General features: G+C 64.6%; 11 protein-coding genes. 6 read left to right on the top strand and 5 right to left on the bottom strand.

What is annotated here, in order from left to right:
• The first annotated feature begins 26 nt into the window (after positions 1-26).
• The 3 genes from F4Y72_12465 (at position 27) to F4Y72_12455 (ending at position 3,919) form a co-directional block, all read left to right on the top strand.
• Positions 27-1,049: a DUF1838 domain-containing protein gene (locus tag F4Y72_12465; protein MXZ29099.1), complete on the top strand. Its 1,023-nt coding sequence runs from the start codon at positions 27-29 to the stop codon at positions 1,047-1,049.
• 107 nt (positions 1,050-1,156) lie between these two features.
• Complete coding sequence (locus F4Y72_12460) at positions 1,157-2,524, top strand: MFS transporter (protein MXZ29098.1); 1,368 nt, start codon at positions 1,157-1,159, stop codon at positions 2,522-2,524.
• A 45-nt stretch (positions 2,525-2,569) separates the two neighbouring features.
• Entirely contained in the window at positions 2,570-3,919 is a 1,350-nt protein-coding gene (locus tag F4Y72_12455) for an MFS transporter (GenBank protein MXZ29097.1), read from the top strand.
• Between the two features lie 3 nt (positions 3,920-3,922).
• Here F4Y72_12455 and F4Y72_12450 read toward each other — a convergent pair whose 3' ends face one another.
• Both F4Y72_12450 and F4Y72_12445 read right to left on the bottom strand, forming a co-directional pair.
• A complete protein-coding gene (locus F4Y72_12450) occupies positions 3,923-5,008 on the bottom strand; it encodes a DUF1295 domain-containing protein (GenBank protein MXZ29096.1) in 1,086 nt (361 codons plus the stop codon).
• Positions 5,005-5,970 carry an SDR family NAD(P)-dependent oxidoreductase gene (locus F4Y72_12445; protein MXZ29095.1) on the bottom strand — a complete coding sequence of 322 codons (966 nt, stop codon included), beginning with the start codon at positions 5,968-5,970 and terminating at the stop codon, positions 5,005-5,007. Before F4Y72_12445 ends, F4Y72_12450 begins: the two co-directional genes overlap by 4 nt.
• Here F4Y72_12445 and F4Y72_12440 point away from each other — a divergent pair.
• The 3 genes from F4Y72_12440 to F4Y72_12430 all read left to right on the top strand — a co-directional run bounded on the left by F4Y72_12440 (position 5,807) and on the right by F4Y72_12430 (position 9,628).
• Complete coding sequence (locus F4Y72_12440) at positions 5,807-6,124, top strand: 2Fe-2S iron-sulfur cluster binding domain-containing protein (GenBank protein ID MXZ29094.1); 318 nt, start codon at positions 5,807-5,809, stop codon at positions 6,122-6,124. The two genes, F4Y72_12445 and F4Y72_12440, sit on opposite strands and share 164 nt — an antisense overlap.
• A 128-nt stretch (positions 6,125-6,252) precedes the next feature.
• Complete coding sequence (locus F4Y72_12435; GenBank protein ID MXZ29093.1) at positions 6,253-8,700, top strand: TonB-dependent receptor; 2,448 nt, start codon at positions 6,253-6,255, stop codon at positions 8,698-8,700.
• A gap of 175 nt (positions 8,701-8,875) precedes the next feature.
• Positions 8,876-9,628, top strand: a complete 753-nt coding sequence (locus F4Y72_12430; protein MXZ29092.1) for a hypothetical protein — start codon at positions 8,876-8,878, stop codon at positions 9,626-9,628.
• A gap of 6 nt (positions 9,629-9,634) precedes the next feature.
• Here F4Y72_12430 and F4Y72_12425 read toward each other — a convergent pair whose 3' ends face one another.
• The 3 genes from F4Y72_12425 to F4Y72_12415 are packed head-to-tail and all read right to left on the bottom strand — an operon-like array spanning position 9,635 to position 12,972.
• Positions 9,635-11,164, bottom strand: a complete 1,530-nt coding sequence (locus F4Y72_12425) for a sulfatase (GenBank protein MXZ29091.1) — start codon at positions 11,162-11,164, stop codon at positions 9,635-9,637.
• Between the two features lie 41 nt (positions 11,165-11,205).
• On the bottom strand, positions 11,206-11,715 hold the full coding sequence (locus F4Y72_12420) for an aromatic-ring-hydroxylating dioxygenase subunit beta (protein MXZ29090.1): 510 nt from the start codon (positions 11,713-11,715) through the stop codon (positions 11,206-11,208).
• Between the two features lie 3 nt (positions 11,716-11,718).
• Positions 11,719-12,972: an aromatic ring-hydroxylating dioxygenase subunit alpha gene (locus F4Y72_12415; GenBank protein MXZ29089.1), complete on the bottom strand. Its 1,254-nt coding sequence runs from the start codon at positions 12,970-12,972 to the stop codon at positions 11,719-11,721.
• Between the last annotated feature and the right edge of the window lie 24 nt (positions 12,973-12,996).

Below are 12,996 nucleotides of genomic sequence, written 5' to 3'. Positions count from 1 at the left end.
GGAACAACGCAATAAGGGGAAGACTCATGCAATCGAAACGTCGGGAATTCATCAAGGGCTTCGGGGCCGTGGGGGCCTTCGGCGCAGCGGCGCTGAGCATGGGCGCCTGCGGCGACGTCAACGTCACCATCAACGACAATGGCGATGAGAACGGCGAACCGTCCGGCGCGAAGGACTACCTCAGCGGCCCGTACGTGGACCTGAGCACCGGCGAAGGCAACAAGATCGCCTATGCCCGCACCCAGGGCAATCTCGACGAGAGCGTCCAGAAGACGGGCTGGTTCAAGGGCTACGTGATGGGCGTGCGCCCCGGCGAGGCGATCCGCGACCTGTTCGGCTTTGCCGGCTTCGGCGTGTCGCGCCTGCAACAGAACGAAGACGGTTCGATCGCCAAGATACTGCGCGAGGTGGGCTACTACACCGACCTCAAGACCGGCGAGGTGCTGGAGGAGTGGCACAACCCCTACACCAGCGAGACCGTGCCCGTGGTGCCGATCGCCAACGATCCGTTCAACTACGTGATCAGCGATCACTTTCCCGAACCGCCGCGGTTCGGCGGACTCAACGAGGAAGTGCCGCCGAAGATTCCCTTCATTCTGCCGTGGCAGCAGCGCGGCGACCGGGTAGACATGGAGATCCATATCCACCTCTACTATCCGAACGCACTGGATCCGGCGAAATGGGTGCGCGAGTCGACGGGTTCGATGGTGCAGGTATCGGAGTTCTTCGCATTCCACCTGGATGGTGCCCAACTGCAGAATCCCGACAAGACCTCGTTGCCGTACCACGGGGTCTGGAACCGCACGACGCCGTGGCTGCCGTGGATGCTGATGGGCCAGTCGCCGGGCTTCTGCCAGTACGCCGCCTTCATGGGCGCCGGAGAGGATCTCGAACAGGTGCATGACCGGGCGCTGCTCGACTACGCCGAGAAGCACCATCCCAAGTACTTCAACGCGCCGGAGACCTACGATCCGGACGAGGCCAGCCTGTCCAGCCTCGAGTGGTACGCGATCGAGCGCACGCCCGCGCCGCCGAAGCAGGAGACCTAGGCTTCACGAACATTTGAATGAGCGCTTGCGGCCGCCGCCGGCCGGCCGCGGGTGCTTCGGGGTCTTTCACCAGACCCTGACGTCGCCGGCACGGGAGCGATGCTGAGATGCCCAACGGACTCAACTTGGCCAAGGGGCGCGATATGAAGCCGGACCCCTCCGGCAAGCGTCTGGCGGGATTGTGGTTCGTGCCGGGCCTCACGACGACCAACGCGTGGTCGTTCCTGTTCGTTTCGTTTACCACCGTTGGGCTGCTCACCGCGATCACCGGCGTGCAGACCAACGTACTGAGCGAGAACTTCGGCATTCCGGCCAGGGACCAGGGGCAATGGATCAGCGGCCTGGTCCTGTGGACGGAATTCGTGCTGCTGGCCGTGTTCGGCCTCGTGGGCGTGGCCGCGGACCGCATCGGGCGCCGCCAGATCTTCGCGATCGGGCTGCTTCTCATGGGCCTGAGTTACGTCTTTCATGCCTACGCCTTCGAGATCTGGCAACTGTTCGGAGCGCGCGTTCTCTATGCGGTGGGCATAGGCGCGGCCACCGGCATGCTGGCCACCATACTGGCCGACTATCCGCAAGAAATCTCGCGGGGCCGCGTGGTGGCGGTCAGCGGCGCGCTCACCGGCCTGGGGGTGGTGCTCATCAAGCTGATGTTCGGCGACGGCGCGCGGGTGCTGGTGGAGAGCCTGGGCCTGTCCGAAGACTCGGTGCTGCCCCTGGGGCTGTTCCTGGTCGCGGCGGTCGCTTTCGTGACGGCCGCAGTGGCGGCGTGGGGCCTGCAGCCCGGCACGCCGACCACGCGCGAGGAGCGCCCGCCGGTGAAGGAATTGCTTACCGCGGGCGTGCGCGAGGCGATCAGAAATCCTCGCATCGCCGTGGCCTACGCGGGCGCCTTCGTGGCCCGCAGCGACCTCGTGATCCTGGGCAGTTTCCTGACCCTGTGGGGACGATTCGCGGTCGAGAGCGCGGGGCTTACGGGAGCCGAGGCCCAGGCCATGAGCGTGCGCCCGTTTGCCGTCGCCCAGACCGCCGGCCTGCTCTGGATCGTCGTGCTGGGCTTCCTGCTGGAGAAGCGCGACCGGCTCCTGGCGCTGGGGGTGGCCTTCGGGGTTGCGACGATCGGTTACCTGGGAATGTGGTTCGTCGGCGACCTGCTTTCGGTCAGATCGATTCCGTTTTTATGCTTGCTGGGCGCGGGACAGATCAGCGCTTTCTGGGGCGCCACCACGCTGATCGGACGCGAGGCGCCGAAGGCCTCGCGCGGCACGGTCGTCGGCGCCTTCAACCTGAGCGGAGTGCTCGGCATTCTGGTCTTCGTGGCGCTGGGCGGATACCTGTATGACCGGTACGGACCGGAGGCCCCGTTCATCATGGTGGGCCTGGCCAACCTGCTGGTCATGGCGGCCGCCGGAAGTCTGATGCTCAAGGAATCGCGCGCCGCCGCCGCTGCCCAGCGCGCCGAAGGCGCCGCCTGAGGCCGACGCGCGAAATGAACATTCCCTGGGAGTGAGGGCGAGGCATTGAGTGAACCCGCCGGGCGCGTCAACTGGCGCGCGCTGTTGAACCCGTACTTCCTGCAGGTGTTCGGCATCTGCCTGTTCGGCTGGACGCTGGCCAACATGGACCAGGCGTTCTTCGGCTATGCCATCCCGCCGATCAAGGAAACGTTCTCGATCGGCGATCCGCAAATCGGCCTGATCCTGTCGGCATCGTTCCTGGCCGCCGCGTTCTTCATCGTGGTGGCCGGACTGCTCACTGACCGCTACGGCAGGCGGATGATGTTTTCCGTATTCCTTGCCGTTTCGGCGCTTATGGTCGGCCTCTTTTCGCTGGCGGAAACGCTGGCCATGCTTGTGTTCCTGCGCCTGGTCGGGTGGTGCTTGTGTTCGGGCATGGTGCCGATCATCAATTCCTATGTGGTGGAGGCGTCGCCCGCCCGGTTCCGCGGGTTCAACGCCGGCATCCTGCAGATCGGTTATCCGCTGGGATGGTTTATCGGGGGACTGCTGGCGGTCGAATTGATGGGGAATCCCGCGATCGGCCGATCGGTGGGCGCGTTTCTGGAGTCGCTGGGCCTGCTGTCAGCGGAGGCCGTGCAAGGGGCCGGCAGCTGGCGCCTCTTGTTCATGGTGGCGTTTCTGGTCATACCTATCGCCGTGGTCCTGTACTGGTTCATACCGGAGAGCCGCCGGTTCCTGGCCGAAAAGGAGGCGCAGGAAGCGAGTTCCGAAGCGGGCATGACGGCCCGTGACCGCATAGCACTGTTACTCAGCAAGCAATACATCCGCCGCGTTTCGCTCGGATGGATCGCTTCGCTGACCTTCGGCGGCGCTTACGCCGGAACCGCGTTCTTCTTCCCGACGTTCTTCCACGAAGTGCGGGGCCACACGCTGGAGGAAGCCAACCTCATTGTGGGCGTCTCGTACGGCATCGGCGCCATCGGCTACATCGCCTCATCGCTGGTCGGCGAATTCCTGACTACCCGCCGCAATACCGTGGCGATCTGGGTCTTCATCGCCATTCCCATCTGCGCAGCCGTGTTCTGGCTGGATCTGGGACTGGAGGCCGACATCGCGCTGATGGCGGCGATGACCTTCTTCTTCTACGGCACGATCGCCGTGCTGCAGACCTACCTGGCGGAGGTGTTTCCCACCCGGGTGCGCGCCACCGCGGTAGCCTTCGTGGCCGGAATCGGCATCAATATCGGTTTCGCCGTCTATCCGCTGGTGGTCGGTGCGCTGGCCGTGGTCATCGGCTGGCAATGGGCTTTCACCGTCACGGTGTTGCCCAGCCTGTTGCTGACCGGGGTGTCCACACTGTTTCAGATCAACGTCCGCTCCGGCGAGCGCCTGGAGGACATCTCGGACTAGCAGTCAATAGACGTTGGGGATGATCCTCCAGGGGACCCGCTTGCGGTACTCTGCCCACAGACCCCCGTATTTCTCCGCACAGCGGCGGTCGTCGTGGCGTTCGCGCGGGACGAGCAGCACCAGGTAATAGAGCGGATACAGCCAGGGTCCCGGTTCCAGCGGCCGGCCCAGCGACAGCGCCAGACCGCAGGCCATCATGATTTCGCCCAGGTAGTTGACGTGGCGGGAGACGCCCCAGAAACCGCTGCACAGGATGCTGCTGGCGCCGTCGGAAATGACCCGGGGCTTCATGACGCCAAGGAACGCCCGCCCGGAATCGCGTTTGAAAGTGAATTTCTGCATGTTGGACCCGCGGGCCAGCATCCAGCCGCCGAAAAAGACCAGCGCCGCAATGAAGTACAGCCATTGCGGCGCCTCCGGGTCGGGAAGGTCGGCCACCGCCCACAGCCCTACGCCGTAGAAATACGGATACCAGGCCAGGCATCCCCAGACGAGCTTGAACCCCAGGCGCTCGGCGACGAGATCGTAGGTGTAGAGATGCACGCGCTCGAAGAACAGGTAGTCGCAGATGAACCAGGTGAACAGCATGACGTAGAGCACGACGCCGGGCGAAAGATCGAGGGGATTGTCGAGATGGTGATGGCCCGCGAAGGAGAGCAGGTTCAGTTGCAGCAGTGTCGCGCCGGCCACGTACAAGTACATCTTGGCGTCCACGCGTCCCCCGAACATCCGCGGGTTGGCCCGCCGGCCCAGGTAATAGTCCGCCAGCCAAGAGCGCCGCCGCGCGGGAGCGGAAAACACGACGGCCGCGGACACCAGCAGACCGAGCACGCAGCCGCCCGCCGCCCCGGACCAGCGGTGATGCCACAGCCAGTCCCAGGGCATGACGCCGTAGTGGCCCAGTACGAACCAGGCCGCTACGCAGATTGCGAATACCGGCAGCCCGTTCAGCCGGTAGCCGAGCCGCGCGCCGGTTTCCTCATGCCGGGCATAGCCTTCGATGCGCCGCGCCGGCAGCACCAGTTGGAGGACCAGGACGGCGGCAAAAATCAGCCAGGAGGAAAAGAAGCCCGACAGGAAGCCGCTCATACCACCTTTTTCATCGTCCTGCCCATCGCGCGGATCAGCGGCTTGCGCGGCAGCAGTCGCGTCATGAGCTGCCACCCTATGCGGTTGATCAGTCCGGGGACCACCTTCGGACCCTTGCCCAACGCATCCAGCGTGGCCCGCGCGACGGTCTCCGGCGTGAGCATGCCCGGCACCCTGCGGCCGAAGTTTCTGAAATAGGCCGGTGTGCTGATGGCAGCCGGACACGACACCACCACGTCGATGCCTTCTTCGCCCAGCTCGTACCAGAGCGCTTCGCCGAGCGTGGTGTTGAACGCCTTGGTGGCCGCGTAGGCTGCGATCCCCGGCCAGCCTTGTATGCCCGACATGGAGGACATCAGGACCACGGCTCCCCGGCCGCGGCTGCGCATGGGATCGAGCAGCGCCCGAGTGAGGGCGAGCGGGCCCAGCACGTTGACCCTCGCTATCCGCTCAAGCGTGTCCTGCGTCATCTCGACAAAGGGACCGGTGGGGATCAGCGCCGCGTTGTAGACCAGCAGGCCAGGCGAAATATCTCCGCAGAAGGCCTCGAGTCGCGAAGCCGGGTCCGGGTCCGACAGGTCCAGCACCTGCCAGCGCGCTTCTATCCCGTAATCAGCGTTCAGCCGCCCGGCCAGTTCCGCCAGCAATTCTTCCCGCCGCGCCAGCAGCAGGACGTTCATGCCGCGCTCCGCGAGCTGTTCGGCGAAAGCCGCGCCCAGGCCTTCGGATGCGCCGGCAACCAGGGCCCAGGCCCCGTAACGCTTACGGAAATCGCTCACTGGCCGTACAGTAACCGAAATGACGAATACCAGCTCGAATCCGCCCGGACGAAACGTGCGCGTGACCCTGCTGCTCGGCGGGCAGCGGCGCGAATTCCGCATGGACCCATCGCGCGGGCTGGACGTGTTGAGCGCCGCCATCGAGGCCGGGCACACGCCTCCGCATTCCTGCCGCAGCGCCATCTGCGCCACGTGCAGGGCGCGGCTGCTGGAGGGCGAGGTCCGGATGCGCAAGGACCATGCGCTGCTCAAAGAGGAAATCGAGGCCGGGTTCGTGCTGGTCTGCCAGTCGCTTCCGCTCAGCGAACGGCTAGTACTGGATTACGAGACTTTATGAAACCAAATGAGACCTTCTAATCCCTTCTGGTCAATGTCTCGTGGCCGTTTGCCCAAAGGGCTTTGGTGTTATGATCGCCAAGTCGAGTTTCCCGAATTTCGGGCATCAGTTCCCCGGAGGAAAAACGGATGAAGAAAGGCAGTATTCCCTTTGGTTTTCTTGCCCTTGCGATGATCGCTCCGATGGCGGTTGCGCAGGAAGACGGCATGGTTCTTGAGGAAATCATCGTCACGGCCCAGCGCCGCGAGCAGAGCCTGCAGGAAGTTCCCGTGGCGGTGACCGCCTTCACGGGCGAGGCGCTTGAGATCGCCAACATCACCGAGGCGGCCCAGTACCTGAACCTCACGCCCAACGTGAGCTACACGGAAGACGGCCAGGTGGGCTCCCGCGGCATCAGCATCGCGATGCGCGGCGTCAGCAACATCAATACCGACGAGAGTTCCTTCATTCAGTCCATCGGCGTGTACCTGGACGAGTTCAGCGTGGCGTCCGTGGGGCAGGGCACGGTCAACCCGCAATTGCAGGACCTGGAGCGCCTCGAAGTGCTGCGCGGTCCGCAGGGCACCTATTTCGGGCGCAACGCCGTGGGCGGCGCGCTCAACCTGACCACCCGCAAGCCGCAGCCCGAATTCGACTACAGCGCTTCGCTGGGCTTCAGGAACTTCGAAAACGCCGCCGAGCAGTACGATTTCAGCGGCATGATCAACCTGCCGGTGTCGGACAACTTCATGCTGCGCGGCGTGCTCTACTACGAGGATTCCGGCGGCCTGGTCGAGAACATCGTGCCGGGCGGCGGCGATTCCGGCCACGATTACACAATGGTCCGGGTGTCGGCGCGCTGGCTGCTCGACGACGCGACCACCGTGGATCTGATGCTGATGAACAGCGACGAGAATCAGGGCCACGACGAGAACGTGCCCGCCGGCGTCTGGGACACGGACTCCGTGGCGACCTTCCTGTTCCGTGGGCCCAGCGGAGGCCTGCTGGCCCCGGTGGACCCCGGCACCGGTTTCTGGCCCGAGAACCGCAGCAAGACCGCGCGCTCGGCGATAGGCGAGAAGAACGAGAACAGCACCAGCATCGCTATCCTCAAGGTCAGCCGCGAGATGTCGGACACCGCTACCGTGAACTGGATCAGCGGCTGGATCGACACCGAACTGGACCGTGTTTTCGATAACGACCTGGTCCCCGAGAATGTCGTGTTCCGCGATCAGACCCGCGAAGGCACGTCGTTCAGCACCGAGCTGCGCCTGGACATCACGTCCGATGCCTTCGACTGGACCGTGGGCGCGATGTACGCCCGCGACGAAAAGGACATGTCGAATGCCGTGCAGTCGGGCACGACCACCGTGGTCAATGGCGTGGACCATGCCTTGCAAGTCCCCGCGCTGCCCCCGGCCTTTCTCCCCGCCGTTTGGGGTTGGCCGGAAGGGGCTTTCTTCTGCCTGGCCTGCGCCGATGACGGGTTTGAGTTGACCAGTGTGGCGGTCTTCACGGACGTGACCTGGCACATGACGGACCGGTTCGACTTCACGCTGGGCGGCCGCTACACATCCGATGATGTCACCAATACCTACCTGCCGTATGGATCATCGCCGGCAGGGCCAAAAAATCCGCGCTGGCCCAACAACCTGGTGCCGACCATGGAGATCAGCGGCGAGGAAACATTTACCGATCTTTCTCCCCGGGTTGCGCTGTCCTACGATCTCACCGACGAAGCCACGGTTTACGCCACGGTGTCGCGGGGGTACAAGGCCGGCGGTTTCTCGCTGGGCCGCAACGGCGCCGACAACTCGGCGATCAACGAGGTCTTCGATCCCGAAATCCTGACCAACTACGAAGTGGGCGTGAAGTCCGAACTGTTCGACGGGCGGGCCCGCTTCAACGCCGCGGCCTTCCTGCTGGACTGGGAGGACCTGCAGCTCGAGACCTTCTTCTTCCTGGTGCCGGGCGACGCCACGACCAACGTGGAGCTCACGATCAACGTCCAGGAGGCGCGCGCCACCGGCCTGGAAGCGGAGTTGGCGGCGCTGGTCACCGAGAACCTGACGCTGACGGCGGGCCTTGGCGTGATCGACACGGAGATCCTTAGCGACGACGTCGCTCGGCTGAGCGGCAATTTGTTCGTCGACCTCAAGGGCCAGCCGCTGCCGCGTGCGCCGGAATTGACCTGGAGCATGGCGGCCGACTACGCGTTCACGCTGGATCAGTTCGATGGCTGGGCGCGGCTGGAGTGGATCTACAAGGATTCTCAGTACTCGACCATCGAGGACGTGACCTACCTGCAGACGAGCGGCGCGACCATCTACTCCGATCCGCTGACGCAGACGGACTGGATTGCGCAGGTGCCGAGCCGCACCGACGGCTATCCGTTCCGCACCCCCGAAGTGGACATTTTCAATCTGCGGGCCGGCGTGCATCTGAGCGAGTGCTGGGAAGTCGTGGCCTACGTCGAGAACCTGACCGACGAGGAGTACTTCACGGGCACCGGCGAGAACTTCGGCTTCAGCGGCTTCCGGCTGCGTCCGCATCCGCGCATCTGGGGCGCCAAGGTCAATTACAAGTTTGGCCGGTAGACGGCCGGCGAACCTGATCCCGGGAGAGAGGGCATTGCCCTCTCGGAGGTCCCGCCTTCCGCGAGGGCGGGACGCCCTCGCCTTCGGCGCTCTCGCGCCAGTTCTTGCATTCGCCGCGGTCGCGTTCCTGGCGTCTTCTCCAGCGGTTGCCCAGACCCGGGACGTCAATTTCGCCGTGGTGGGCAAGCACGCGGGGTATGAGCAGGTCGGCGCAGGCAAGCCCAGGCGCCAGTACTACTCCTTCTTTTCCGAGATCTTTCTCGCCGACGGAACGCCGCTCGGCGAAGCCGTGCTGATCCGGCCGGACGGCCGCGAGGTTCAATTCACGGATCAGCGCGCCGTCGTGGGTCCCTCAAGAGACCGTATCCTGCTGATCCGGGGCGACCGGACGTACGACAGCGAGGCGGAAATCGACGAAGAATGGCCCAATGGCAAGTACGTCTTTCGTTACTCGCCGCCGGGCGCGACCGCTCCGGTTTCCATACCCGTCCGGCTCGGCGAGGGCCGATACCCCGAGGGTCCGCAGGTGTGGCTGGAGCAGAACGGCGAGCAGGTCCCCTTCGACGGCGTCGATTCCATGTTTGACCTTGTCGTCCGGTACACGCCTTTCGATTCCGGTCGCGCGGACCCGCGCGAAATCGTCGACGACATGATCTTCGTGATACTGCGCGATGAGGAGAACTACAAGGTGGACCACAGCGGCCGTCCCTTCCAGGGCCAGCGCTTCATGCTTTATTCGGACACCGAACGCGTCATTCCGGCGGCCGCCCTGGCGCCGGCAAGCCGGTACGCATTGAGCGTCGAGCACGCGATTCTCGAGGAAACGGCCCGCGGCTCCGGCGTGCCGGTGATGTCAACCCGGGCGGTAACGACGGCGCTGGAGATTCACACGCTGCCGCCGCTCCCCCAGATCATGGATCAGGGCTAACAGCCTCTAGTCCTTGTAGTCTTCGATGTCGGGCGGGTTCGGCTGCCGATAGATCGACTCGGGAAATTCGGCCTGTTCAGCGCCATCGGGGGTGCGAAAGCGCAAGCCGTGACCTTCCTTGATCGTGTAGGGAACCTGCGGTTGTCCCCCGGTTTCGAGGTTCAGTGAATACAGGCGTTGCCGCAATTGCCGTGCGACGGGCTTGTGCCCGGGGTCACCGATCAGATTGCGCATTTCACCCGGGTCGCTACGCAGGTCGTACAGCTCGTCGGTGTCCCAGATGCCGTGGTACTGAATGAGCTTGAAGTCGTCGGTGCGAAGCGCAAAGGTCGTGGGCGTCTGCGGGAATACCCAGTTCCAGAAATACTCGTAATACAGTTCGGAACGCCAGTCCTGCACATTCTCTCCACGGGCCAGGGGTCCGAAATCGGCGCCATGCACGGGACTCGAAGGCGTAACGCCGGCCAGTGCAAGCAGGCTGGGCGCGATGTCGATGTTGGCCACCATTTCGTCCACCACCGCGCCCGCGGGGAAGCGCCCGGGTGCGTAGGCGAGCAGCGGAACGCGAATGGATTCCTCATAGGCGTTGCGCTTGTCGATCAGCCCGTGTTCGCCGAACAGGAAGCCGTTGTCGCCCATGAACACCACGATCGTGTCCTGCGCTATGCCCTGGCCGTCGATCCATTCGAGAAGCCTTCCCAGGCTGTCGTCCACTGCCGCCAGCGCACGGTTGTAATTGCGCTTGTATTCGCGAATATCGAGGTCGCCGTGATAGGCGAAATCCACGCCGTGCCAGCTGTTGCGCTGATTGCGGACCCACATCGGCTTGCCGGCGTAGTTCTCCGGCGTGTCCGCCGAACTGCCCGGCAGTCTGGTTTCGACATCCGCGTAGAGCTCCCTGTGCCGCTCCGCGGGCATGAAATCCGCGTGAACGGCCTTGTGTGACAAGTACAGGAAGAACGGTTTCCCGAGCTCGCGCCCTTTCAGCCACTCCATCGCGTAATCGGTCAATTCGTCGGTAATGTAGCCCTGCTGCGGAACGCGGTTTCCGTTGACGTTGATCGTGCTGCCGTCCACCGGAAAGTAGTTGCCCTGCCCGGCGAAGCTGACCCAGTAATCGAATCCCGGCTGTTTTTCGTCGCCGTGCAGGCCCATATGCCACTTTCCGACAAATGCGGTCTGATAACCGGCCGCCTGCAGGTCCTGGGGAAAGAAGCGCGTGCCGGGACTCAGGCTGCGCTGCAGATTGTCAACTATGCCGTGCGTGTGGGCATAGAGGCCGGTGAGGATGGAAGCGCGGCTCGGCGAACACAGCGAGGTCGTCACGAAGGCGTTTCTGAAATGCACGCCCTGCGCCGCGAGCCGGTCCATGTTCGGCGTGCGGATTTCCTCGTTCAGGAAACCCAGGGCGTCATGTCGCTGATCGTCCGTGAGCACGAAGATGATGTTCGGCCGGGCCGGAGCATCCGCGGGGTCCTGCACGCACGCGGAGAGCGGAATCAGCAGCGGTATCAACGTCAGACACAATTTCCTCATCGTTGCGTTCCTTTCTGCCGTAACGGGTCGTGTGACACGGGCTAGAAAAAGACCTCCAGCGGCTCGTGCGGAGCGTCGCAGTCGATCAGGTCCACTCTTTTTTCGCGAATCCGTAAATTCTCTCCGACGGGCGTCAGCCGGTAGGTGAACCGGCCCGCGAAGCTGCGGACCCTCTCGCCCTGGCGCTCGATCATCTGAAACCGCCGTTCCACGATCCAGTCGCCGCTTTCCTCTTCGATTTCACGAAGCGCGGCCGGTCCCACGTTGCGGCTCGTGCGATTCCCGCCGGCAAGGGAATGCGCTGCCTCGTGCGTTATGCGATCGATGCGCATTCGCATCAGCCCGCGCTTCTCGTGAAATAGGGACGAGTGCGATTGCGCGTCGTCCTGGGTCGGTGAAAGCGGCGCCCAATAGAGGCAGTCTTCGCTGAACAGCGCCAGCCATTCGTCGTACCGCCCCAGGTTCAGGTACTCGCATTCGAGGTACAGGACGCGTTCCGCCGCCTCAAGCCGCGACGAGGGAACTTCGACGTTTTCCGCCAGGACGATCACCGGCTATTCCTCCTCCATCAGTATCCGCCAGGCGCGGTACTGGGACCGAACGTATTCTTCGCTCAGCGCGGTGTCCGGGCCGGCACCGGGCGTTTCGTCCCGGCGGTGCTGGCTGACCTGTCCCGGCCGACCTTCAAGTCCCTGCTGCACGCGGCGATAGGCTTCCGCATCGTCCGGTTTGACCAGCGAGGAGGGCGAGTGAATCGTGTTGGCGTAGCGGATGTTGCGCAGGAAGTGCGACTCCGGCGCGCCTTCGGCCTTCAGGGTCCAGCTCTCGACCAGCGTACGGTCCGGCGCCAGCGGGGTGAGCCGGCGCATCTGCATGTACTGCGGATGGGCCGAGGCGCCGGGATAGAAGCAGGCGTTGTGCAGGTTGCGGGTCAGCACGCGGTCCGCGCGCCGGGCGCCCCAGGCGTCTTCCAGCGCCGCCCGGTAGCCGGCGTCCGTTCCGTCCGTTTCCTTGCGAAAGCCGCTCATGTCGCTGTGGCCGTGGGGATGGCAGCGCACCTCTAGCTCGCCGAACGTGGCCAGCGGCTGGCCGTTGGCGGCGACCCAGCGAACCTCTTCCCGGGGCTCTCCCTTCGTGGCTGCGGCGCGGGCGGCGGAAATCGAGGACTCGTGCACGTGCGGCGGGTGCAGGCCGTCGTGCAGGTTCTCCAGGTACACCTTCCAGTTGCAGCGCAGCACGATGGCCAGCCGGCCGCCGGCCACGTCGAGTCTGCCGATGGGCGAGCGATCCGCCATCAGGTCCAGGGCCTCGCCTGCCGGACCCAGGAACTTGGCCAGCGGCAGCGGCGTTTCGGGTTCCTCCAGGCGCACGAAAGCGAAATCGCGGTACGTTTCCACCGGATACGATTCGAGCGACCAGGCCGGATCTCCACGGCGCGGCGCCTCGTCGCCTTTGTAACCGCCGGGCAGCGGAAGCTGCTTCAGCGTCCCGTCGGTCGCGTAAGTCCAGCCGTGATACGGGCAGCGCAACCGCCGGGCTCGGCCGCAATCGCGCCCCACCACGGCAGCGCCGCGATGGGCGCAACGGTTGAGCAGGACGCGCGGCGTTCCGTCCTCGTGCCGGATGAAGATCAGCGGCCGGCCCGCCACCGTGACCCGCCGGTAGTCGCCCGGCTGCGAAATTTCGCTCAGGTGCCCGACGTAGTTCCAGCAGCGGGCGAACACCCGTTCGATTTCCGCGGCGAAAACCTCGCGGCTCGTATAGACCCGCCCGTCGACGGCCCCATCCCGAACCATTTCCCCGAACATGGCCGCATATAGTATGCGCGGGCC

Source organism: Gammaproteobacteria bacterium (assembly GCA_009838035.1).
Taxonomy (GTDB): Bacteria; Pseudomonadota; Gammaproteobacteria; order Steroidobacterales; family Foliamicaceae; genus Foliamicus.
This window is presented reverse-complemented; position numbering and strand designations above follow the sequence as displayed.

What these genes read in the sequence shown, in the direction of transcription:
- F4Y72_12465 (MXZ29099.1), top strand. Translation starts at nt 27, where the DNA reads ATGCAATCGAAACGTCGGGAATTCATCAAGGGCTTCGGGGCCGTGGGG.
- F4Y72_12460 (MXZ29098.1), top strand. Translation starts at nt 1,157, where the DNA reads ATGCCCAACGGACTCAACTTGGCCAAGGGGCGCGATATGAAGCCGGAC.
- F4Y72_12450 (MXZ29096.1), bottom strand. Translation starts at nt 5,008, where the DNA reads ATGAGCGGCTTCCTGTCGGGCTTCTTTTCCTCCTGGCTGATTTTTGCC.
- F4Y72_12440 (MXZ29094.1), top strand. Translation starts at nt 5,807, where the DNA reads ATGACGAATACCAGCTCGAATCCGCCCGGACGAAACGTGCGCGTGACC.
- F4Y72_12445 (MXZ29095.1), bottom strand. Translation starts at nt 5,970, where the DNA reads ATGGCGCTGCGGCAGGAATGCGGAGGCGTGTGCCCGGCCTCGATGGCG.
- F4Y72_12435 (MXZ29093.1), top strand. Translation starts at nt 6,253, where the DNA reads ATGAAGAAAGGCAGTATTCCCTTTGGTTTTCTTGCCCTTGCGATGATC.
- F4Y72_12425 (MXZ29091.1), bottom strand. Translation starts at nt 11,164, where the DNA reads ATGAGGAAATTGTGTCTGACGTTGATACCGCTGCTGATTCCGCTCTCC.
- F4Y72_12415 (MXZ29089.1), bottom strand. Translation starts at nt 12,972, where the DNA reads ATGTTCGGGGAAATGGTTCGGGATGGGGCCGTCGACGGGCGGGTCTAT.